Annotated in this window: 29 protein-coding genes; 7 read left to right on the forward strand and 22 right to left on the reverse strand. The window is 60.1% G+C overall.

What is annotated here, in order from left to right; translation table 11 throughout:
- Genes BR24_RS04600 through BR24_RS04610 form a run of 3 tightly spaced genes read left to right on the forward strand, consistent with a single transcriptional unit; the run spans position 1 to position 3,648 of the window.
- Positions 1-1,251 carry a L,D-transpeptidase family protein gene (locus BR24_RS04600; protein ID WP_496540323.1) on the forward strand — a complete coding sequence of 417 codons (1,251 nt, stop codon included), beginning with the start codon at positions 1-3 and terminating at the stop codon, positions 1,249-1,251.
- Positions 1,251-1,946: a hypothetical protein gene (locus BR24_RS04605; protein ID WP_496540324.1), complete on the forward strand. Its 696-nt coding sequence runs from the start codon at positions 1,251-1,253 to the stop codon at positions 1,944-1,946. Before BR24_RS04600 ends, BR24_RS04605 begins: the two co-directional genes overlap by 1 nt.
- 55 nt (positions 1,947-2,001) lie before the next feature.
- On the forward strand, positions 2,002-3,648 hold the full coding sequence (locus tag BR24_RS04610) for a M14/M99 family metallopeptidase (protein ID WP_496540325.1): 1,647 nt from the start codon (positions 2,002-2,004) through the stop codon (positions 3,646-3,648).
- Between the two features lie 195 nt (positions 3,649-3,843).
- On the opposite strand, the gene BR24_RS04615 is transcribed toward BR24_RS04610, so the two are convergent.
- Positions 3,844-6,387 carry a PAS domain-containing protein gene (locus tag BR24_RS04615; RefSeq protein WP_496540326.1) on the reverse strand — a complete coding sequence of 848 codons (2,544 nt, stop codon included), beginning with the start codon at positions 6,385-6,387 and terminating at the stop codon, positions 3,844-3,846.
- A gap of 1 nt (position 6,388) precedes the next feature.
- Here BR24_RS04615 and BR24_RS04620 point away from each other — a divergent pair, with 1 nt between their 5' ends.
- Positions 6,389-6,682: a hypothetical protein gene (locus tag BR24_RS04620; protein ID WP_496540327.1), complete on the forward strand. Its 294-nt coding sequence runs from the start codon at positions 6,389-6,391 to the stop codon at positions 6,680-6,682.
- Between the two features lie 258 nt (positions 6,683-6,940).
- On the forward strand, positions 6,941-8,008 hold the full coding sequence (locus BR24_RS04625; protein ID WP_496540328.1) for a tyrosine-type recombinase/integrase: 1,068 nt from the start codon (positions 6,941-6,943) through the stop codon (positions 8,006-8,008).
- On the opposite strand, the gene BR24_RS04630 is transcribed toward BR24_RS04625, so the two are convergent.
- The 19 genes from BR24_RS04630 to BR24_RS04720 form a co-directional block, all read right to left on the reverse strand.
- Positions 7,995-8,360, reverse strand: coding sequence for a helix-turn-helix domain-containing protein (locus tag BR24_RS04630; RefSeq protein WP_496540329.1), 366 nt, complete (start codon positions 8,358-8,360; stop codon positions 7,995-7,997). The genes BR24_RS04625 and BR24_RS04630 overlap by 14 nt on opposite strands.
- Positions 8,357-9,148 carry an N-6 DNA methylase gene (locus BR24_RS04635; RefSeq protein ID WP_496540330.1) on the reverse strand — a complete coding sequence of 264 codons (792 nt, stop codon included), beginning with the start codon at positions 9,146-9,148 and terminating at the stop codon, positions 8,357-8,359. The genes BR24_RS04630 and BR24_RS04635 overlap by 4 nt, the downstream gene beginning before the upstream one ends.
- Positions 9,145-9,342: a hypothetical protein gene (locus BR24_RS04640; RefSeq protein ID WP_496540331.1), complete on the reverse strand. Its 198-nt coding sequence runs from the start codon at positions 9,340-9,342 to the stop codon at positions 9,145-9,147. Before BR24_RS04640 ends, BR24_RS04635 begins: the two co-directional genes overlap by 4 nt.
- A complete protein-coding gene (locus tag BR24_RS04645; RefSeq protein WP_496540332.1) occupies positions 9,339-9,563 on the reverse strand; it encodes a hypothetical protein in 225 nt (74 codons plus the stop codon). The genes BR24_RS04640 and BR24_RS04645 overlap by 4 nt, the downstream gene beginning before the upstream one ends.
- Complete coding sequence (locus BR24_RS04650) at positions 9,556-10,011, reverse strand: hypothetical protein (protein WP_496540333.1); 456 nt, start codon at positions 10,009-10,011, stop codon at positions 9,556-9,558. The genes BR24_RS04645 and BR24_RS04650 overlap by 8 nt, the downstream gene beginning before the upstream one ends.
- Entirely contained in the window at positions 10,008-11,114 is a 1,107-nt protein-coding gene (locus BR24_RS04655) for a PRTRC system ThiF family protein (RefSeq protein ID WP_496540334.1), read from the reverse strand. The genes BR24_RS04650 and BR24_RS04655 overlap by 4 nt, the downstream gene beginning before the upstream one ends.
- Positions 11,114-11,887, reverse strand: coding sequence for a hypothetical protein (locus tag BR24_RS04660; protein ID WP_496540335.1), 774 nt, complete (start codon positions 11,885-11,887; stop codon positions 11,114-11,116). Before BR24_RS04660 ends, BR24_RS04655 begins: the two co-directional genes overlap by 1 nt.
- Positions 11,880-12,884 (reverse strand): hypothetical protein, encoded by a 1,005-nt coding sequence (locus BR24_RS04665; protein ID WP_496540336.1) that lies wholly within the window; start codon positions 12,882-12,884, stop codon positions 11,880-11,882. Before BR24_RS04665 ends, BR24_RS04660 begins: the two co-directional genes overlap by 8 nt.
- Complete coding sequence (locus BR24_RS04670; RefSeq protein WP_496540337.1) at positions 12,881-13,120, reverse strand: hypothetical protein; 240 nt, start codon at positions 13,118-13,120, stop codon at positions 12,881-12,883. Before BR24_RS04670 ends, BR24_RS04665 begins: the two co-directional genes overlap by 4 nt.
- Positions 13,084-13,305, reverse strand: a complete 222-nt coding sequence (locus tag BR24_RS04675) for a PRTRC system protein C (protein WP_496540338.1) — start codon at positions 13,303-13,305, stop codon at positions 13,084-13,086. Before BR24_RS04675 ends, BR24_RS04670 begins: the two co-directional genes overlap by 37 nt.
- Before the next feature lie 8 nt (positions 13,306-13,313).
- The gene (locus BR24_RS04680; protein ID WP_496540339.1) at positions 13,314-13,961 is read right to left on the reverse strand and encodes a PRTRC system protein E; all 648 of its coding nucleotides are present in this window, start codon (positions 13,959-13,961) and stop codon (positions 13,314-13,316) included.
- Positions 13,962-14,060: 99 nt separating this feature from the next.
- Positions 14,061-15,191 (reverse strand): hypothetical protein, encoded by a 1,131-nt coding sequence (locus tag BR24_RS04685; RefSeq protein ID WP_496540340.1) that lies wholly within the window; start codon positions 15,189-15,191, stop codon positions 14,061-14,063.
- A 193-nt stretch (positions 15,192-15,384) separates the two neighbouring features.
- Entirely contained in the window at positions 15,385-15,594 is a 210-nt protein-coding gene (locus BR24_RS04690) for a hypothetical protein (protein WP_018125150.1), read from the reverse strand.
- Positions 15,582-15,977: a hypothetical protein gene (locus tag BR24_RS04695; RefSeq protein WP_496540341.1), complete on the reverse strand. Its 396-nt coding sequence runs from the start codon at positions 15,975-15,977 to the stop codon at positions 15,582-15,584. The genes BR24_RS04690 and BR24_RS04695 overlap by 13 nt, the downstream gene beginning before the upstream one ends.
- A gap of 10 nt (positions 15,978-15,987) precedes the next feature.
- The gene (locus BR24_RS04700; RefSeq protein WP_496540342.1) at positions 15,988-16,407 is read right to left on the reverse strand and encodes a helix-turn-helix domain-containing protein; all 420 of its coding nucleotides are present in this window, start codon (positions 16,405-16,407) and stop codon (positions 15,988-15,990) included.
- A gap of 22 nt (positions 16,408-16,429) precedes the next feature.
- A complete protein-coding gene (locus tag BR24_RS04705) occupies positions 16,430-17,065 on the reverse strand; it encodes a hypothetical protein (protein WP_496540343.1) in 636 nt (211 codons plus the stop codon).
- Complete coding sequence (locus BR24_RS04710; RefSeq protein WP_462965848.1) at positions 17,062-17,202, reverse strand: hypothetical protein; 141 nt, start codon at positions 17,200-17,202, stop codon at positions 17,062-17,064. The genes BR24_RS04705 and BR24_RS04710 overlap by 4 nt, the downstream gene beginning before the upstream one ends.
- Entirely contained in the window at positions 17,199-17,681 is a 483-nt protein-coding gene (locus BR24_RS04715; protein ID WP_496540344.1) for a phage regulatory CII family protein, read from the reverse strand. Before BR24_RS04715 ends, BR24_RS04710 begins: the two co-directional genes overlap by 4 nt.
- A 67-nt stretch (positions 17,682-17,748) precedes the next feature.
- Positions 17,749-18,042: a hypothetical protein gene (locus BR24_RS04720; protein WP_496540345.1), complete on the reverse strand. Its 294-nt coding sequence runs from the start codon at positions 18,040-18,042 to the stop codon at positions 17,749-17,751.
- A 101-nt stretch (positions 18,043-18,143) separates the two neighbouring features.
- Between BR24_RS04720 and BR24_RS04725 the strand changes: the two genes are divergently transcribed.
- Both BR24_RS04725 and BR24_RS04730 read left to right on the forward strand, forming a co-directional pair.
- Positions 18,144-18,647: a helix-turn-helix domain-containing protein gene (locus BR24_RS04725; protein ID WP_496540346.1), complete on the forward strand. Its 504-nt coding sequence runs from the start codon at positions 18,144-18,146 to the stop codon at positions 18,645-18,647.
- Positions 18,648-18,832: 185 nt separating this feature from the next.
- The gene (locus BR24_RS04730; RefSeq protein WP_496540347.1) at positions 18,833-20,272 is read left to right on the forward strand and encodes a KAP family P-loop NTPase fold protein; all 1,440 of its coding nucleotides are present in this window, start codon (positions 18,833-18,835) and stop codon (positions 20,270-20,272) included.
- Between the two features lie 62 nt (positions 20,273-20,334).
- Here the strand turns inward: BR24_RS04730 and BR24_RS04735 are convergent, their stop codons facing one another.
- The gene (locus BR24_RS04735) at positions 20,335-20,937 is read right to left on the reverse strand and encodes a hypothetical protein (RefSeq protein WP_496540348.1); all 603 of its coding nucleotides are present in this window, start codon (positions 20,935-20,937) and stop codon (positions 20,335-20,337) included.
- Positions 20,938-20,948: 11 nt separating this feature from the next.
- On the reverse strand, positions 20,949-21,632 hold a 684-nt coding region (locus BR24_RS04740), incomplete at its 5' end, for a DUF7483 domain-containing protein (RefSeq protein ID WP_496540349.1).

Consider the following 21,632-nt stretch of genomic DNA (forward strand, 5'->3'; position numbering starts at 1 on the left):
ATGCGCACACTACTGACGCTCATCATCCTCCTGTCAGCCGCCACCACGGCGCTGGCCGACGGCTGGCGGCCCAGGATCGTTGCCAATCCGGAGGGCCCGACCTCCCTGCTGGCAATCGACAAGGGCGATCAGAGACTGCTGCTGCTCGAGCGCAAAAGCCCCCTCAAGGTAGTCAGCGAGCTGCCCTGCACCACGGGGCAGGTGCTCGGGGACAAACAGGTGCGGGGCGACCTGCGCACGCCAGAGGGCGTGTATTTTCTGGGTCCCAGAATCAAACGCAATCTTAATTGGGAGCTGTACGGCGACCTCGCCTATTCCCTCAACTACCCCAACCCGGTGGACCGCCTGAAGGGCAAGACCGGGTCCGGGATTTGGCTGCACGGCCGGGGGAAGCAGCTCGTGCCGCGCGACACTGCCGGATGCGTGGCTCTCACTGTTCCCGATCTGAAGACCCTCAATGGGGATTCCCGCTACGGAATGCCCGTGGTCATCGGCGAGGACATCGAGTGGGACGCCCATGAGAGCGAGAGCGAAGCTCCTGAAATGGCGGAACTCGTCCGCGAGTGGGCCCGCGCGTGGGAGAGTCGTTCCGAGGCTTTCTTCGAACTGTACGACCCGAAGAAGTTCACGAAGGCCGAGCCCGGCAGCTTCAAGGGGTTCCGCAATCACAAGGAGAGCATCTTCCGCAGCACGCCGTGGATTCACGTCATGGTGGACGGGGTCAAGGCCATGCGCGGCCCGGACTACTGGGTGACGTGGTTCGACCAGCTCTACCGCTCTCCGGTGCTGACCCAGACAGTGGGCAAGCGTCTGTACTGGCAGAAGAACGAGCAGGGCGAATGGACCGTGGTGGGCAGGGAGTACATCCCGGCCAGCCGCGATCTGGTCCCGGATTATCTGCGCGAGAAAGGTTCGCAGGCAAAGGATTTTGTCAGGCGCTGGGCCGATGCCTGGCGCAGTGCGGACGCCGGGCGCTATGCCGCCATGTACGACGAGGATGCGGTGTCCGGCAGCCATCGCGGCATCGAGCGCATCGTGGACTATAAAAAGACATTGTGGGAAGAAAAACCACCTGTTAAGGTCGCGCTTGAAAAAATGGACGTGGATCTGCACCCGTCCGGCCTCAAGGTCAGCTTCCTGCAACGGTACGAAGATGCCTCCGGTTATTCAGACGTAGGCATGAAGACACTGGTTCTCTCTCCGGCTGAAAAGGGCTGGAAGATCGAGCGTGAGGATTGGAGACGCCTTTAATGACTCATTCCAAGTACAGCGTGCTGTTCATGCGGGACGACGCCAACGTGCGCCGTTACCGTCTCAGCCCGTTCTGGCTCAGGCTTTTCCTGTTCAGCCAGATGTTTCTGCTCCTGTGCGCTGTCGGCGGCGTCTACTTCGGCATGCGCGGGTGGAAGGAAACAAAGAACCTCAGCGCCGAAAAGAAGATCCTCGAGCAGCGGCTGGTGGACGCTCAGGTTCGCCTTGAGCGTCTCAGCAACATGGAAAAGATCCTCAAGTCCTATGATCCAAAGGAGCTTCAGGCTCTGCTGACATCAGCCGCCGAGCCCGCGCCCAAGGAACCCGAGCTGAACCTCAATCGCATCTTCACCCGAAAAGATACCCGTCAGGTCGGCGTGGAAAACCTTCAGGCCAAGGTGAGCAAGCGCAAGGTCACGGTGTCCTTCGAACTCAATAATCTCCAGAACTCCAATCCCGTCGGGGGAGTGGTCGATTTCGTCTTTGTCAGGAAGGACGGCACCGATGCCAGGGTGAAGGTCAACCGCAACGACCTGACCTTCCAGATTCAGCGCTTCAAGCGCATACGAACCACCTTTCTGCTACCGGACGGCCTGAAAGCTGACGACATTTTCGGGCTCAGGGTGAAAATCAAGGGCGACGATGACAAGGTCATTTTCTCGGAAACCTATCCGCTCTATAACATTCTGGCTTAGCCTGCTGCTGACCGCCCTGTGCGTCCTGCCTGCTCAGGCGGGGTCATGGGAGCACGTGTTTTTCAGCGGCACCCAGTACCCCCTCAAGGCATACTTCATACAGGGCGAACTGCCCGGTCCCACCATCATGGTGCAGGGCGGCATTCAGGGCGACGAGCCCTCGGGATTCGTCACCGCACAGCTCCTGACCCGCTCCAAGGTTCTGCGTGGCAACCTCATCGTCCTGCCGCGCGCCAATGTCCCGTCCATCCATCTGCGCAGCCGTCAGGTCAACGTGGACATGAACCGGCGGTTCGATCAGGACTACAACCGGTTCTACGAGGACCGCTGCGCGCGGGTCATCCGCTTTCTCCTTCAGCGCTCCGACGCCTTCATCCACCTGCACGAGGGGTCGGGCTTCTATTATCCCGAATACATCGACAAGATGCGAAATCCCTTCCGGTACGGGCAGTCCATCATCGTGGACACCCTGAACTGGGATGGTAAGATCGAGATGGGCAGCCGCGTGAACACGGTGCTCGCCAAAATCAATGACCGCATCAATTCGCGGGACTACCAGTTCAAGCTGTTCAATACCCGCACCTTTGATCGTGCGACCGAATATCCCGAGATGCGTAAATCGCTGACCTGCTATGCGCTGACCGCGTTGGGCATTCCCGCCATGGCGGTGGAGGTCAGCAAGGACATCCGCCAGCTGGACTGGAAGGTCGCGCAACAGCTTCACGCCACGGCCATGCTGCTTCACGAGTACGGGGTGGAAGTGCAGCTGCCGGATTTCACTCGAGACGACGTGCTGGCCTATGCCGGCAAGGACGTCGAGGTCTCGGTTAACGGGCGCCCACTCCGGAACGGCCGGAGCATTTCGCTTTCTCCCGGAGCAACGCTTGACGTGAAGACGCTGGAGGCCGGTTCAAACGCGTTCTCTCCTGAGCTGGCGCTGTTTGCCTCGGATCGCCCGGGCGTGAACCTGCTTTCCGCACGGCGCATGGCCCTGAAACAGTTTTCGAAACTCGAACTGCGCTCGGACGGACGTTCGGTGGCCTCCGCCAAGGTCCGCTGGCAGGGGCGGCTGCCTGAAGCTCCCAACGACGACAGTCCGGTGCTCGTGTGCTGGCTCAACGGCCGCCCGTGTTTCGTGCGTGCCGGGGAGACCCTCAACGCGGTGGTGGGTGATCAACTCATTCTCGAAGGAATCTGGGGCGGCTCCGGCGAAGTGGTGAATTTCAAGGGGTTCGTGGCCGTGCCCTGGGACAACACCGGGCAGGACCTTGGATGGGAGATCATCCTAGACCCCGACAACTTCATGGACAAGTATCAGGTGGACAACAACCGCCCGGACGTCCATCGCTACCGCATTGTGCGCGAAACGCCGGGCAAACCGCGCTCCGCGTTTTATATCAACCTTGAGCCGCGCGAAGTGCTGGCTCTGAAGCTCGGCACCCCCAGCGGCCACGACATCCTTGTGCCGTGGAAGGCCGGCGGGGTGTACCAGCTGCCTCAGGGGGATTACACCATCGAACGCGCATGGAGCAACGGGCTGGATGAGAAGCTGCTGCTCACCGCACGCCAGACGCCTCTCAACAAGGGCGACTCGTTCAGGCTCTCCTCGGGAGACCGCATGGACATCGACTTTCGGCTGGCCACAACCTTCGGCCTGATCGGTTCCATGACCTTCACCTCCGAGGGATTCGCCAGACGCTGACGTTTCGGCACGATTTCTGTAGAATGGTATTATATGGCACCCTCTGCTGCCGGACTTGAAGGAAAAGGACACGTCACACTTCCTTTCAATCCCGGTCCGGCCCGGAGGGTGCCATTGTTTTGAGCACTCGCAGTGCATGGCGTGCGCAAGGATGGTACGCTGCAATGATCAGAAGCAGGGGGCGCCTAGGGTGGTTCAGTCCTCATTCGGCAGCCTGCCGAATCCTCGGATCGCATCGCTTAACTCTTGAAGGTCGACTGGCTTGGGGAGGTAACCGTCCATGCCGACTTGAAGGAAGTGGTCCCTGTCGCCATTCATGGCGTAGGCGGTGAGAGCTATGACGGGGACGTTGCGGTTCAGTTCGCCTGCCAGTCCGGACCGCAGGGATGAGACGGCATCGACCCCGTCCAGAACCGGCATCTGTACATCCATGAAAACGAGGTCGATTGGCTCCCGCTCAAGTATGTCAAGCGCCTCGCGGCCATTGGTAACGGCGGTGGTGTGACAACCGAGCTTCTGAAGCTGTTTCTCGGTCACCACTCTGTTCACCCTGTCGTCCTCGGCGAGCAGGACGTTGCGGATCACCTTGTCCGGCCCTTGGCCTCGGTGAGAGAGGGCTTCAGGAACAGCCTCCGCCGAATGTGCGTGGAAGGTGGTGCAGAAGAAGATGGTGGTGCCCTCACCCGGCTGACTTTCCAGCGTTATGTCGCCGCCCATGAGCTTCACGAGCCGTTTGCAGATTGTCAGGCCAAGCCCCGCCCCTTGATGTGTGCGCTGAAAGCCGCGGCTTGCCTGAGTGAAGGGCTCGAAGAGCTCCTCGGCCAGATCGTCGTCGATGCCGCAGCCGGTGTCCTCCACGGCAAAGAGAAGCCTCCATTGTCCGGGCCGTGGCTCGGGGAGGGGGTAGACTTCCATGCTGATGTGGCCCTGCGTCGTGAACTTGACTGCGTTGCCCACCAGATTGAAGAGAACCTGTTGAATTCGGGAGGGGTCGCCCGAGAGTTCCCGTGGGACGTCCGGATGAATGTATTCTCGGATTTCGATGCCCGCCTGTTCCGCAGTGGGCTGAAAAAGCTCTCTGACGTGTTCGGTTACTTCCGAGATGTCCATCGGCTGGTAGTGAATGGACAGTTTTCCGGCCTCCACCCGCGAGAGGTCGAGGATATCGCTGAGCAGCTGCGTCAGCCGCTTCGAGGCGGTCATGGCGGTGCGGACGTAATTCACCTGCTCGCTGGAAAGCCCGGAGGAGCGCAGCAGTTCAAGCATGCCGAGGACGCCGTTGAGCGGAGTTCGGATCTCGTGGCTCATATTTGCCAGAAACTCCGACTTGGTCCGGTTTGCGGACTCGGCCAGCTCCTTGGCTAATACCAGCTGGTCGTGAGTTTTGCGGATTTCGCTCAGGTCAACGTCAATGCAGTAGAGTTCCTTTTCGCCGAAGGGGTTGGTCTGCAGGGCGTGCGAGGAATATACCGGAACCCCGGAACCGTCCTTGTGCCGCAAAATGAGCTCCCCGGCGGGGATGGGAACACCGTTCACCAGCCAGTTGTGAATGTCGTGAATGACCTGCTCGCGGAGCTCTTCCGGGATGATGAGGTCTTCCAGCGGCTGCCCAAGCGCCTCCTCCCGCGTGTATCCATAAAACTGTTCGCTGGCGCTGTTCCAGTAGATGACCCGACGCTGTTCGTCGTACCCTTGGACCGCTACCATGTCCACGTCATCAAGCAAACTTCTCAGGCGTTTCTCGTTGGCCCTTACCGCCTGCTCCGCGCGCTTTCTGCGCGTGGTGTCAGTGTGGGTGCCGACCATGCGCAGCGCGTTTCCTTCCGCATCCCGCTCCACGGCTTTTCCTCTGCCGAGGAACCAGCGCCATGTCCCGTCGCGGTGCTGCATGCGGTATTCGACTTCGAACTCGTCGAACCTGCCTGCTATGCAGTCCTGATTGGCCCGCATAACTTCTTCGTAATCGTCGGGATGAATCAGGTCGGTCCAAGACCCTTTATCCGTGCCGAACTCGTTCGGGGCGTACCCCAGCATGGCCTTGTATCCCGGACTGAAATACACCGTGCCGCTTTGGATGTCCCAGTCCCAGATGCCGTCCCTGCTGGCTTCCATGGCGCGCTTGAAACGTTCCTCGCTTTCCTTGAGCCTGCGCTCCGTGTGTTCTCGGCGAAGACACTGAATGACCATCATGCCAAGCAAGGCGGTGCCTACCGGGTAGATGAGCATGACAGGAAGCGTGATCCGCGACAGAACCGTCATGTCCACGCTGTCAGGCAACGTAAGCATGAGTAGCAGCATGACCACGTGAATCACGAGGCCGAATCCGTAAAGCTCCTTCCAGGTCATTTCATGGAGGGAATCCCTGCGAAGATGTCGCCAGATGATGCCGATTATCCCGGACGACAGGATGACAAGGGTGCCGGTCAGGGCTCCTGCTCCGCCGGACGCGAGGCGGAACACGCTGGTTATGATCATGGCGACGATCGTTGGGATGGTCCCGAAGAGAAGACCGCTGATGCCGATGAGAACGGAGCGGGTGTCGAAGACCACACCGGGCATGATGGTCCACGGGGTGAGCATTATCATGACGCCGAGGAGCCCGATGCCCAGCCCGATGGTGAAGTCCTTGAAGTGATCGTGACGCAGATCGAAACGGTGGCCGGCAAGCTCGAACAACAGGGCCGCCGCAAGAAGCAGGGAGGCGTTCTGGACGAGAGAGATGAAGGGTTGTGTATCCATTATGCAGGACTCCGTCTGTGGTCTTTTGCGCATCCCCGGGGCGGCGGCAGGGCTGAAGGGTTTGCCGGTTCATTGTCCGCCGAAGGATACAGGACCTGCGTATAGATACCTGATTCACATGATAATAGGAAGGATAATATGGGAAATGAAGGGTCGGCAGGGCGGCAGGGGGGTGCTGTCGACGGTAAAGGGGATGCAGCTGAAGGAAGGGCCTTGCGGGGGAGGGGAAGAGACCGAGCCGAAGATGGCGGGCAAAGAAAAAGCCCTCGCGGTGATGAACACTGCAAGGGCTTGAAATCTTTTGTGGCGCGCCCGGGAGGATTCGAACCTCCGACCTACGGATTCGTAGTCCGTTTGCACGGCCTTCCTTGCCATGCCCGTTACGTCCTTGACGTTCCCAAATGCACGGCCTACAAAGGCTTTTCAGTCCCAGAGATTCCCGCTTGTTCCCGCTCGTGGGTCTCAAATAGGTAGCAAAAACCGCCATTGGGTAGCCAAAAGGTAGCAGGGCATGGGCAGAGACTCGACACGTTTTCCAGGTGTGTACAAGCGCGTGAGCAAGCGCCGGCGGCATCAAGGCAAGCCTGATGTTTGCTTCGACATAACGTACAAGGATTTGCGCGGCAAGAAGGTCTGGGAGAAAGTCGGATACCTCTCCGAGGGCTACACTGCCGCCAAGGCCAGCCAGATCCGAGCCGAGCGCCTGCAGAAGCAACGTCACGGTGACCTGATGGCGACCCGAAAGAACATCACCTTCGGCGAGGCTTGGGACATGTTCGATCAACGGCATATCGCCACGCTTGCCGACCCTGACTCCGAGCGCATGCGTTATGAGACCCACCTGAAGGACAGACTGTCCCACCTCAGGCTCGACAGAATCGGTACGCTTGAACTGGAGGACCTGAAGGCCGACCTTCTCGTCAAACTTGCCCCGAGTACCGCCAAGAAGGTTATTGGCCTCGTGGGGTCGCTCTATCGCAAGATGAGCGAATGGGACGTGTGGCACGGTCGCAGCCCCACCAGAGGCATCAAGTTTCCCAAGGCTGACGTTCAGCGGGTGCGCTTTCTCACAAACGGGGAGGCGCGTCAGCTCATGGAAGGGTTGAGACTTCGTAGCGATCAGGTCTGGCGCATGGCCATGGTCAGCCTGCACACCGGCTTTCGCGCTTCGGAGATATTTCGGCTGCGCGGTGAGCACATCGACTTGGACGCGGCGATGATACGAGCAGAGGACACTAAAAACGGAGAGAGCCGCACTGTCCATATGACGCCGACACTCATGAATGAAGTGTTCGGAACCATGCCGATCACCCCCATGGGGCACCTTGTGTTCCCGAGCCGGACCGGGAAGCAGATCACGGCCATCAGCGACACCTACGAACGCACGGTCGAAGCTCTGAAATTGAACAAGGGCATTGAAGACAATCGCTATAAAGTCGTGTTCCACACGCTCCGGCATACGTTCGCGAGCTGGCTGGCCAGCGACGGCATCCCGCTCTATGTGATCAGTCAGTTGCTGGGCCATAAAAGTCTCAGCCAGACCCAACGGTATGCCCACCTGTGCCCGGACGTGCGGCAGCAGGCGGTGTCCTACATCGATAAACGCTTTACAAGTTCTTGACACGGTTCGCCTCCGTCCACTTCTCTAAATCCTTCACGGGGTAGAGGACCTTTCCCCCATGCTTGACCACGTCCGGGCCACGGCCCGCGCTGCGCCAGTTGCTCAGGGTCTTGGCCGGGACGCCTATGAGCTCCGCCGCTTCGGTAGGCGTCAGCATGATCTTGCGCCGCATCTCTTCAAGCCGGGCGGCCCGGCCGAAGGCCTGGCTCACTCCCATAGCCACGGCGCGCGAAAACAGCTCCTGCAACTCCGTCAGCTGATCTTGCGACAGCTCGGGCTGAATCTGTTCCATCAGCCGGGAAAGGGCCGCAGCCGGCCCGTCCTGAATCACCATCTGTTCGTTAGTATTCATGTCATCCCCCTGAACATGGGCATGTCTGCGTAAGCGGGCTTGGGAGGCATGGCCACTTCCGGCTCCTCGGCACCGCGTTCTTCCTCTTTGGCCCGTTCCTGCTCAAGTCCCACGCGGACCGGGCCTTCCATCCATTCCGTTGCTTCTTCGGTCGTCATGCGCACCAATCTGGGCGGCATGAGCGGAGTACGGACGATCTTCCAGCCGGCCCACGTCAGGAGCCGGAGGCTGTCGCCGTGGACCACCACACCGGGCAGGTCGCGCAGGGTGAGGTTGATCGCGGTCATGGCACAGCAGGTAAACGAGATGTCCACGCCCATGAACAGGCTCTTTCGGACGTCGTGACCTGCGTGGCGCATGGCCAGACCGGCGGCGACGAGCTGCCCCCCTGCGCCGCATGCGCAGTCAAGACACCGCTCGCCTTCCGCTGGTGTGACCAGCTCCGCCATCATGGAGCTGACCGACCACGGCGTAAAAAATTGCCCCGTGTACTTGTCGCTTGCGTACTCCATGAAGAGGTCGCCGAGGAGTTCGCTGTTGCTGGCCTCCATGGCCTGCACGAGACAGGCGAACGCGGCCGCGAACCGATCCGCCGGCCGCATGCCGTCAATGCGTATGGCGTTGTCGTACCGGCCCATGATTTCAAGATAGCTTTCGTCGTCGCGTTGCAGGGCGTAGAAGCACAGCGCCACCCAATCCTCGAACACCCGCGCCGGGCCATGACCATGCGAGCGCATGGCCTCCAGATGTCGCCGCAGCTCGTCCATGTTCTTCTTGGCTCGTTTCATCTGTCTTCTCCCTCCTGCTGCCGGGCCGGGCAGTAGGTGACGCGCACCCGCTGCCCGGTCTCCCGGACGTGGAACACCTCGTGCTCTTCGAACAAGGTCCGTTCCAGCCTCCACCCCATCCGAGCGCACCTGGCAGTGAACAGCAGCGCCGAGTAGGTCCATTCGGGCTGGTGAATGCAGCCTGCGCAGATCACGCCGTTTTCTCCCTGCGCTTTGCTCGGATGCTTCGGGCCAGCTCGCTGGGCGTGATGCGCCGCCCGCTGTCCTTGTCGATCATGATTTCCCCGCTGCCGATAACACCGTCGCCGTGAAGGCCGCCGTGTCCGGATCCACCGCAGAACGTGCAGTTCCTGCCGCTGTCCAGCACGCCGTATCCATGACATTTCGGACATTCACGAAAGAGAATCTTATTCATCGTCGCCCTGCCTACGGAGGATTTCCCCGTTCTCACCCCGACGGTAGGCCCTGCTAAGGATTCCCCAATCGTGTTCGGGAAGGTGCAGCGCTTCGAGGGCATCCCATCCTGCGGGGAAGTCCATCCAGAGATCGTCCGGCGTCACATGCCATTTTTGCGAGGTCACAAACGCCGCGCAGAATGCATAGCCGCGCTCGAACTCCTGTTCGGGCCTCAATTCCTCTAGACGCTTGGCCATCCGACCGCAGAGATCAGCGGGCGCGATCTCTTCCACGTTCACATCATCGGCGCCGCACTTGGGGCAGCCCTGAGCATAGGTGTAGTCCTCGTCCGGGATGATCTGGCCGCAACATCCGCAGAGCCAGAAGAAGCCCTGCTGCTCGGCCGTGCGCAAAAGGCCGATAACCGCGTCGAGCTCGCGCTCCAAGGAGAGGGGATTACTGGTCATGTGTTTCTTCCTCCGTAGTTGCCGATTTCCAGAACCTCGCCAAGCCGCAGAGCGTAGGCGGGCTCGTCGTTCCAACGGGACTTGTAGAGCCCTTCGTAGGCCACCCGCATCCACGGGCGGTCACTGCCGTAGCCGTTGACGAAACGGATTTCGTCGAAATGTTTGTCCTCAAGGCGCTTGCGCCAGTAGTCGGTCCGGGCGCGGAACTCGACCCTTTTGCGGCCGCTGGCGATCTCGTCAAACCACTGCCGCTTGAGGCGCAGATGCAGGACGCTCCGCCACTCTGCGGGGAGTTCCCACCCGCACCGGCGCCAATAGTTCGGGTCAACGGGCACGGGCCGGGCTTCTTTGGTTCGCAGGTTCAGGAACAGACCGTGATAGTCCAGACCTTTGTTCTGGATGCAGTCCCAGATGAGGCCGACGCCGAGCACCGCGAGTGTTGTGTTGATAAAGAGGTCCTGCCGTCGGAGCGCCTCGGCCATGGAGCAACTGGGCCCGTCGTCCGGGTCGTCTTGCCCCGCGCCGGGCAGCAGGTCGAGCACCGTGGGCAGCGGCTTGACCGACTCCGGTAGCCCTCTGTCAGAGAGCGTGCCGAACGAGCAGTTCCGCTGCGTAGCTGGTGCGGTACCGAGGACGACCTGACCGAAATCCCTGCCGTTGCCGAAGTCGAGCCAGAGCGAGAAGACTTCATTGGCAACCATCTGGCCGAGGCCGACGCGAGCTGCGCCTGAGTCCACACAGGACACGAGCATGCGATTGCGACGACCGTACACCTGTAGCCTGTGTTCATGGTCAGGATGGATGCGGATAGGCCTGCTTTCCCAGTCGAGGCCGAAGTCGCGATTGATGCGGGTGATCAGCACCGCGGCCTTGTTGTGTCCGACCTCGGGCGGATAAAAGAGCTGCCGCCCGAGATTGGCCTCAGACACCCGGTCCGGGTCGCATGCGGTCACGAACAGACCCGGATGGTCCAGCTGACGCAAGGCCGCATCCATGCGGGCCAGTTCGCGTAACACCGCGCTGCCGGTGCCGCCGCAACCGGCCAATACGACGTGGATCCGATGCTCCAGTTGATCCGATAGTCTCAAGTAGTCCCAATGCATCAGAATCCGTGCTCCCTCAGCATGTCGGCAATTGTTGCGCCGGGCTTGAAACGTACAAGCTGCTCTTCCGGGAAGGGGGTGCCCGTTCGGACAAGCCGTTCCCACAGCTCCACGACGTCCCCGCTGTGGACCAGCTTGTGATTGCCGGTGAAATTGTGATTGAAGGTGGACTGGAAGAAGGCATCCTCGCCCTTTTCCATGCGTTCGGCGGCAAGTCCTTCCTTTGGTACCCGTGCCGACCCCATACAAAGATGGCCGTCTGAGTAGCCGTTCAGAAGGGGCATGCGAAAAACCCCGCTGTGCTCGGAAGGGCGTTCCTTTCCGGTTTTGAGGGCAAAGGCATAGAGGTTCGTGTTCTTGAGCATGAAAAGCATTGCGGGGTAACGGGCCATGCCTCGTACCTGTCTGCCCTGATACTCGATGAACACGCTCTGCGGGCCCGCCGGGCGATACCATGCTAGATCGCCGTCGGCTCTGGTGGAAAGAACGGTATCCGGCAACAACCCGAGTCCGTCGAATACCAGATGTCCTTCGGCAAGCCCTTTCACCATGTCGCGTAGAAACGCCATGCTCATGGGCTTTCCCGCACCGAGTTCGATACCATCCGGGCCTTCGGTGGCCGGGAATGTCTCGACGTAGTATTCTTCGGTCTTGCTGCTGTGGTCGAGGCCATAGGCCGAAAAAATCGCGTCTCTCCGCTCGCCGTTACGGCCGTACACCACAAGCACCGCCTTGGCCTGAAAGTCGTTCATGGGAATCTCGATATCACTCATGCTTGGCCACCTCGTTGGTCATGAGCCTTCGGAGTTCGTCAAACGAGTCCGAAAGCTGTTCAAAACAACGTTCTTTCCGGCGTTGTCGCCGCGCGAAGCTGCTGAAGGAAAATTCGGATGTTGCCGTGAACCGGGCAGAAAAAAGAGGGGGGACAAAGCCCTGCTGGTATTCCGCGTCGAGGTACATTTCGGTCATGCTCGTGAAGTGGCCCTCCCAGATGACCCCCACACAGTCGAGGAAAATCAGCCCCTCGCAGCCATAGCAGGTGTCGAAGGCGTCTCGGTCGAAATAGCGTTGGAGATTGCCCACATGTCTGGCCCGAAGCAGTGCACGCCGCCCCCACCGGGAGAACTCCGGCGGGATAGTCCGGCTTTCGCACTGGTGAAAAATCATGTCTGCTGAAAGCCCCCCGCCCGGAAGAGATCCAAACATCTCGGGCATCCTGTCCATCCGTTCACGGATTGACGTATACTCGGCCTCCATTTCCTTTGCGGCGTCCTCGTCGCCCATGAAGTCCATATTCTCGGCCACGCTGTCCGCGAATTGTTCCAGGCGCCATTCTGACAGCATGTCGATGTTCAGGATCTGGCCCATGTGGCGCAGCACTGCGGCAACGAGTCGGTATGCTTCTGGATTAACCTCGGACAGGAGAAAGAGCTGGTCTCCGGAGACGAAGAGCCCCCACGGTTCTTCCGCCCCCTCTGCGAGTGTGTCGATGGCTAGCCGCCCGGCGCTGTCCCGGTCCAATGAAACCACCATGAAATCGGAGTTTGCGGCAACTTTGAATGCGCGCCAGAGGGCGACGAAGACGTCCTCGGGACGGGCGTGCTCGGGGACATTCAAGCCCTTGATGCAGCCGGTATTGCCCACCATGGCCCACAGGTCGCAGAGGTCGCGAACGGGGTCGGGCAGGATGCGGTCGAGTCGCCCTTGGGCCCGAGCCGCATCCTGCCACTTGAGGGAGGGGGGTATGGCAGAAACATCAGGAAACGTCACAGGGTACCGAGCAGCCTGCGCGGCACGGGCATGGGCGTTTCCCGCTCCGTTCCGTACCGCTGCCGCGAACCGAGGTGCTTCTCCATCAACCTGCCGAAGCCTTGGTGTAGAAGCGTAAGTTCCTGGCCTGTCGGCTCCGGATTCGATTCGATCTGCTGCTCGCACTGTTTCAACCTCCGTACATACTGGCTTATGGAGATCAGCCTTTCCGGCCCACGTTCACGGCGAACGTCCATACGACTTCATCCTGTTTGACGTCCGGGGCCGAGATCACGGCGTTTGTCAGTTCGGGATACGTCCCGGCGTAGTGACGCATAACCTGTTCAGGGGTCATGCTCTGGTCCGGGTCGGGCAGGGTGCGCTCCTCGCCGCCTACCTTGCACCTAAACACTCTGGACATGCTCTTCGCTTCAATTGTCATGGCGCCTCCTAAAACATGGATGCCTGTTTAGCCTTGAGTCCGAGGTCGGCAAGCGTTTTGCCCGTGACCTTTTCCAACTCCTTGCCAACGGCGGATTTGTCGCCCTTGCCGTCTTTGTAGAGTGCGGTCAGTCGCTGCTCGAAGTAACCTTCGGCTTCCTTGCCAACGATCTTTTTTAACTCGGTCGCCAGAGGGCGAAGAACGGCGATATCTTCGGCTTTGCCAAATGCGGCTTCGAGTGTTGCGGAACAGGCTTTGCCGAGAGTCTCCTTGAACGGGTCGGAACCGGGCAAGGTCTGGCAAAGAGTCTCCACCTGAGCTTCGTCGGCCTCGCCTAGCGTGCGGTCCGGATTGCCACCTCCAGCTTTGGCGCGTGCGGCTTTACCCTGTTGCTTGAGTTGTTCGCGAGCCTGTTCCAGTGTGGAATCAAAATCGGCCACGTCCTGTGCAAATCCTGTAAGTTCCGAGACGATAAACTCGTCCAGCTCTGCGGGCGTTCCCTTCACGGTGATCGGCTTGAGCAGAGCGTTTTTGTGCTCTCCGACTTCGGAAAAACGAGGCAGGATAGACACGGTCAATCGCTTCTGATCCGCGCGGCTCACGCTGATGGCGAGTGTGCCGCCCTGCGGAACGAGTGCGTCAAAAACCTCAAACATGCGTACCTCCGTGTTGTGTCTGTTTGGTTTTGTAACTATTCGTAAATACTAGCATTCTTACCCGGTGGCGCAAGGATAAAGCGCAAGAAATCCGGGTGTTTACTCGAACTGGCTCCACCCGTCGTCGGCAATGTCCAGCGGCATGGCGATGACCAGTACGCCCGGGTCGTCTTCGCCCGTCACCCCGCAGGGACCGGGTACGGTGCAGACCGTGAGCGTGACCTTGGCCGAATCGAAGCGGGAGAGCGCGGTACGCAGAACCTTGATGGGCATGGCCACGCGCTTGATGCCGCCCGTCACCGCAGCCTCCAGAAACTCCATGCCGCGGCCGGAGTCGTCCGAAGTGCAAAACCGCAGGCCCTTGTCCTCGAAGAACAGGCCAACGCCGTTTCCGGAGAAGAGCCCCATGCGAGTCAGGGTGGCGTCCATGGCCTCGCGGGAAATCTCAACCCGGGTCTCGGCGGTATCCAGTTTGCCGATGATGGAATGGACGTCGGGGAACGCGAACAGGCTGCGCGGCACGGTCAGAACCTCGAAAACCCCGGCTCCGTCGGCCATGGAAGCGAACAGCCGTTTGTCCGTCACGGACAGCTGCACGTCGTCCGCCGTCATCCAGCGGCGCAGGACGGTCAGGTTCGCGTGATGGATCAGAACATTCTCGGCAAACAGCCCGGCGAGTTCCTCGTTGGCAAGCTCGGTCCTGCAGAGCTGGTGCCCGTCCAGTGCCACCACGTGGAAGATATCGCCGCTTGAACCGAGCTTGGCGCAGGTGATCCCTTCCATGGCGGCATCGTCGCGGCTCACGTAAGGGTCCACGCGGCTCAGCATTTCGCCGAAGAGGTCTCCGGAAATCTCGGTGAAGTCATCGGGCAGCTCGCACAGCTCCGGCCGGGCAGCCTCGTCCATGCACGGCAGGGAATAGGAGCTGCTGCCGATGGTGACGGAAACGCCGCCTTCCTCCTTGCGCGTGATGCAGAGTTCCCCGGTGGGCAGGCGTTTGGCGAGATCGTGCACGGTGCGGGCGTTCAGTCCGGCTCGCCCGGCCTTGACCACGCTGCCGGGCAGGGTGGTTCGGTACTCCATGCCGTTCTGGTCGTTGAGGGCAAACAGGGTCAGGGTCTCGGCCTCGCCGGATACGGCATCGATCCAGACGTTGCCCTTGGCTCCGGACACGGCCAGCGCCTTGCCCAGGGCTTCCACCAGATGATTGCGTTCTATGCGGATGAACATACGTGTCCTCCTTTTGAGATTCCCGGCCGGGCCGGAGTGCTTCGCGCGTGCCAGAGGGCATGCTCTCGGGGGCTTCCCGGCCGGGAAATATCGTTTTCAGGCATGGGGGGAGCCGTCCTCCCCCCGTTTGGGACGAGTATTCACATCTCCGGGGACGGCCCGGAGTCGGTCGGCACCGGCTGCCGCCGAAAAATTAGGGTTCGTTGTAGACGCCCCGTTCGCAGCGGGGCTGGGGTGTTTCCGCCACCGCGCTCTCGGGGATGAATTCCTTGAGCGTGCGAAGCGACATGGCCGCAAAGGCGATGCGCGCCTTGCCGCCCTCGCGGACCTGCGGCAGATCGAAAAGCCGCTCCACCTGTCGCAGGGCGCGATCCACCTGTTCGTGCTGGTTTACGACAGGCATGACGAACCTCCGTCCATGTAGTAGCCGCAGCCTTGGCCGTCGCCGCGCATGCCGAGTTCCGCACGGTCCTGCGGCAGGGTGCGCCGCAGACAGGTGTCTGCGCGCAGGCACGTGTCGTTGTCGCAGCGAACCGGCTTGCGCTTCTGGACCACGGGGCCGCCCCGGTACCCGGTTCGGCGGGCCCATTCGTCGTATACTTCCGAGGCCATCCGCGCCCCGCCGAGGCCGCCTTCGATCTCCATGTGCAGGTCAGCCTTGCAGTGCAGGCAGCGGCCGTGGCGCGAGTTGTATCCCAGAACCATGGCCGTGCCCGGAGCCACCAGAAAGCTCTCGTCGCAACGGGCGCAGCGGCATTCATAGAGTTCCTTGAGTTCCACGGGCATGGCTTCCTCCTTACTGCGGCTGTCTGGCCTGTTCGCCGTCCTGACTCTCGGGAGCGGCATTGCCGACGGTGATGACCACGCCGGGAACGGCCTCGCGGAGTCGGGTGATGAGCTCGCCGACGCCGAGGGTGTCCAGCTCCCTGCGCACCTCCTGCTCCAGACGTTCCCGTTCCCGGGTCACGTTCAGGGGACGGCCCTTTTCGTCCGCAGGCACAAGCCAGCGCGGCTCGGGGTCGCCGTTTAGGATCCACTCGGGGTTGACGCCGAACACGCGCTGCAGCGTGACCAGCCAGGAATCGGGGATGCTCGCGCGGCGTTTGGCGTCGGATATGCTTGACTGCTTGACCTGCAACTGGTCGGCGAGCTGAACCTGAGTCCGGGTGCCGGTGGTTTCGTGGATGCGACGCAGGATGCTGTCGAAATGTGCCATGGTAACCTCCGTATATGCCGCGCTATGCGGCCTTTCCGTTGAGTACGAGAGCGCAGGACAACACCCTGAGCCTCGCGTGCCGATCCTGTCCGCTCCTGAGGTCGGACAGGGCGCCGTCAAGGGCGCACATCACTTCGGCCTCGGTGAGCCCGGCCATGTCCCACATCATGTCGTAGGCCTCGCCCACGTTGCGGAACGCATCCGCCGGGTTCACCCGCGCCTGTTCCGTGAACTCCAGACTCCCCAGTGTCTGCGCGGTGTCGTTCACGACAGTCTCGCCGGTCGGTTTTTCGGCAGCCGGTTCGGGCTGTGCGGGGCAGGGCGCCTGTGCATCAAACAGGTCCGGGTCCTCCCATGACAGGTGACGCCGCAAAAACGCCTCGCGCTTTTGCTTGGCAAACGAGACCCCTTTGCCGCCGGGCGTGAAAACCCCGGCAAACCCGCAGGCCCTGACCGCGAACTGGCTGAATCCGCCAACGCCGCCGCCGAATTCGAGATCGAGCGGCAGGTTCATGCGGCTGCGGATCGCGGCCAGCTTCACGTTCATCATCTCAAGCAGCTCCACAAAGGAAATGCTCTCGACATCGGCCAGCTCGTTGTTCAACAGCTGCGCCAGCACCTGTTGCCGGTAGCGTCGGACGCGTTCCACCCGGTTCATGAGGACCTCCCGGTCAGGTGCAGCCAGAGGCATCCCGCGAGGAATGCGACGTACAGCACAATGATCAGGCCGAGCAGAAACTGGATGGCCAGCATCCCCTCGCTGCCGGTGAACAGCCAGATGATGAAGCTTTTCATGACTCCTCCCGCATGGTTTTGACGGCTTCCATGAAGCGGGCGAGGTAGCTCTGCGCCTCAAGGCCCGCCTCCTGAAACTTCTTGAGTTCTTCGTCGGATATGCGCTGGCCGTCAGGGCCGTCGGGGTCGGTCGCGTGGTCGAAACTGCGCATGACCTCGCCGAAGCGGGCGGTAGCCTGCACCGCAGTCCGAGCGGCCTCGCTGTTGCCGACCACGCCCGTTGGCATGGGGACGATCAGGTAGCCGTGCGCCGCAGCGAACTTGGAAAGCAGGCGATCATCCTGCGTGTAGCGGATCAGGGCCGAGAACTCGGCCAGGGACAGCCTGTGCGTGTGCACGTTGGGCGCGACCTTGTTCATCAGGGTCGAATAGCCGATGCCCATCAACTCGGCGATCTGCTCGGCCTTCATGCCGCTGCGTGCGTGCTTGGTGCTGTCCTGCAGGGCAAAAAGCAGGGGGAGCAAGTCGGCGTCGTGCATGAGAAATTACCTCCTGAATTCTCACCGCTGGCGGTAAAAAAAATTGCCGCGCACAAGAGGGGAGGGGTTAGCCTCCCGCCTCGGCGCGGGCCTGTTCGATGCGCTGTTGCAGCCAGCCCTTGGGCGGGCCGGGTTTCTTGTCCCTGCCTGCGGGCAGGTACGATTCGGGAATACGCTGGCCGCCGGGCGCGCGATAGCTGCGCATCCCTTCCAGCACCGCCACGGGCACCTCTTCGGCGTTGCAGTGGCGGCTGGTCTGAGCAGGGCTCAGTCCGAGGTGGGCGGCCAGATCCTTGACCGAAGCGCCGGACATCTTGAGCCATCCGGCAATGCGTCCTTGACGGGGGTCTTTGGGTTCCATAGTTTCAGCGTGTGTTAAGTGTTCGTGTCGGGTGCCTGCATCAACTGTTACCGTCACCCCTAATTCAAAAAAGTCGAACAAGTCAATACTAAAATCGAACAATGGCAAAAAAAGTCGAATATTGTGCCTTCGGGTGGCGTCTCAAGCAGGTCATGGAGCGTGCGGGCTTGAGCCACAACGATTTTGCGGCGCGCCTCGGAGTGGGGCCCGGAACGCTTTCGGGGTGGATGAAGGGCACGAGCCAGCCGAAGCTCGATGTTTTGTCGTTCATTGTTCGAGAATTCGGGGCAGACGCCGCGTGGCTGCTGACGGGCGAAGAGGCGGCGACCGCACCAGAGAATCCGGCAACAACCCGCAAGCTGTACCCAGGCTACGACCCGCCCTCAGAGGCCGTGAAAAAAGTCGAACAGGCCATGGCGGAGGTGGACGAGCTGCACGTCCTGCGTGCGTCCATGGTGGTGCTGGAGACGCGCTTCAACGAACGCGCGGCCCAGCTGGGGATATACAATCCCAAGATTCACCCGGACGTGGCGGGGGAAGGTAAGGCGGTGCGCCCTTACTCAAGATTAAGCCAGGACGAGCCCGAAGATCGGGACCGGGGGTAGCGAGTTATCCCGAGGGCTTCGGCCCTCTTTTTTTGGCTGCGGTTATAGAAAATATGACAGCAAGGTGCGTTTTGATGAATTTTATGTGCCATGCTCCAAGTTTAACGCAGTAAGGCTTATGACTGTGTGGAATTTAGTGCGAAGGCGTGGGGATCTGGGCAAACAAAAAAGAGCAGGCGAGTAGAATGGATACAAGTTGTAATAATTACCAAAACGGGTTTCTGTGTCGCCTCCCGGATGTCCCGGAAGGCTACACCGCCGAGAAGAATTGGGACTTCGACAAGTTGGGGCGAGAAAAGCAAATTGAACCGTTTGAAAAGCTCCTGCTGCAGATTACGAATCAGCCATATGTGGTGACGCTTGACTCTCCGTGGGGAACGGGCAAAAGCCTGCTCTTACGAATGTGGCACGACAGTCTTCGTACACGTGGCCATGCCTGCCTACTGTTCAACGCTTGGGAAACCGATTTTGCTAGTGATCCGTTTATAGCCTTTTCCGAAGAAATCTCTTCCCAGCTTCGTAAATTGGATGTTGAACCCAAGGTGAAAAGATCGGTTGCCCAAATGTCTGGGACCTTGCGAAAGCGGGGGACCGAACTGTTAAAGCTCGGTTTTCGGGTCGCGGGAAGAGTGGCCGATAAGTATGTTCCCGGGATCGACAGCGTGTTGCAGGCGCTTGAGGAAAAAGGATTGTCTGGAGAAGATGCTGCCGATGTTCTCGATGTTCTTACGGCATCAGCGGATTCGTGGAGTCATTTGGACAATTATCAACAGCAGTACAAACATTTACAAAAATATCGCGAACAACTCCAAAAGATTGCTGACCGGCTGACAAAGGCTGGAGCAGGGCCGTTAATTATATTTATTGATGAACTGGATCGTTGTCGTCCAGATTATGCGATCAAAATGTTGGAGCGGGTAAAACATATCTTTGGCGTTCGTGGAGTAGTATTTGTATTGGCTACAGACAAAAAGCAACTATTATCCAGCATCGCACATGTTTATGGGTTGGAAGAGAATAACTCAGACGTGTATCTGAGGCGCTTTTTCGACATGGAAATCAGTCTGCCTGATCCTGCCATGGATGACTTTATTGGTATGCTTCATGAGCGGATTGGTATCTCTTACGAATATGAGAGCGAGCTTATTGAACTTTTAAAAGGGCTAGTAAAGTTCTATAAACTTAAAGGCCTGAGAGATATGGGGCAGATTTTCTGTCGGTTGCATGCCATTACAAAGGTCTACACATCACCAAGTTTTGGAACAATCGCGCTGGTGGCTACGTTCCTTATCCTTCAGCACGCCAATAGGGTAGCCTTTGAAAAGATCAACTTCGACCTTGGGGCCTTGATGCGGGGGAGAGCTGATGCGGTTGGACTCGGGCTTCCAACGTTTGAGATTTCAGAAAAGAGTCCCACTAAGCGGGTAATCTCTGCCGTGCTAGCTCATGCAGGATATCACGGTGGTGCTGATGGAGATGCCAAGTCGTTAAGCAGGAAGCCTAATCGATCAAAGGATGACGAGGAACGGTTAGAAATGCTTAAGGATTCTGCAAAGTATAAGCCGGACATGAATCAGGTCCGCGAAATATTATCCTTCAGCTCACAACTTGAAATATCCCTCTAGTAAAAAAGCCCCCGGTCGCTCAAAGCAACCGGGGGGCTTTTCATTGCATCAGCACCCAATCATCAAGGCTCGGGGTATTCAACCGCCAGCGACTCGATCGCGTTGTAGTCGCCAGCGTCCATGGCCGCCTTGAGCTGCTCTTCGGCGGCCTGCTGAGTGCCGAGGATCTCGGCGCACACCAGCTCGAAGGCCTCGACGTTTGCCAGCACCTTGTCGCGCATCTGTGCGAGCGTGATGCCGCGCTTGGCGGCAATGCCGGACAGGACCGGCGCCGGGGCGGTCGAGTCGGCCAGCAGGGCGCGTGCCTCGGCCTCTTGCTTGGGCCAGCTGTCAATCTCCGCGCGGCTGTACTCCACGGTGGCCGCATCCATGGCCGCGTCTGCCCCGGCCAGAATTTCGCGGCGCTTGCGCTCGGCGGCGTCATCCAGCCGTGCCGCCTCGTCCACCACGGCCTCCACGACCTGTTCCCGCAGGATCAGGTCCTCGCCCAGCCGCCACTCGGTGACGTAACTGGTGAACGGTTCGCGCCGCAGCGGCCGCGCCTCGTGATAGCCGAGCGCCGCGCGCTCCTCGCGGGTCAGCTCCGCGAAACGACGGACGCTGTCGCCCTGCACCACCTGCGCGGGAGCGGCCTGCCGAAAGGTGTTGTCCGGGTATCTCCACATGATGAAACCTCCTAGAATGCGTTGGAATATTTGAAGGGCTGCGCCGCCCAGGCGATGCCCACATGCCGATGGCCACCGCCGTTCACGGAACCGAAGGAACTGACGACTTTCATGCCGCCGGCATGGAACCGGAAATTCTCCGCCACCATTTCGGCGTTGGAGAGGTTGGGCTGCAGCATCTTGTCCACGGGACTCTCCGGGTCGCGGGCGGTGTCGTAGAATCGCCAGTTCTCAGTGGCGCTGGCGTTCTTCATCATCATGGCCAGCGGCGTGAACCCGAAGTCCACGAACGGCCCGTCAGCGTCGGCGTTGCCTGTGTAGCTGAACACCCTGGAGAAACCCGGGACGGAGCGGAAGACGTAGGCGATGTGCTCAGACCCGTCCTCGTTGGTGTTCCCGGTATGCCCCACGGTGAAGTGCGTGTTTGTCGGTTCCGTGTCGCTCCACCCCGCGCTCGACGCGACCAGCGCATTGTCGAGGTTCGGATAGACCAGCTTGGTGGCACCGAGGGCGGAATGGTAGGCCATCCAGTTCTGGCCGTTGGTGGTGATGTTCTTGACGATTATCAACTCGGGAACGCCGCCACAGTTGTGGGCGAGCTGCTTTCCGGCAATCCCGTCACCAACATAGGGCACAATATCGAACCCGAACTCCGGCCCGCGCTTGAGGCAGAAGTCCACATACGGCCTGCCGTC

It is taken from the genome of Pseudodesulfovibrio halophilus DSM 5663 (assembly GCF_059568665.1).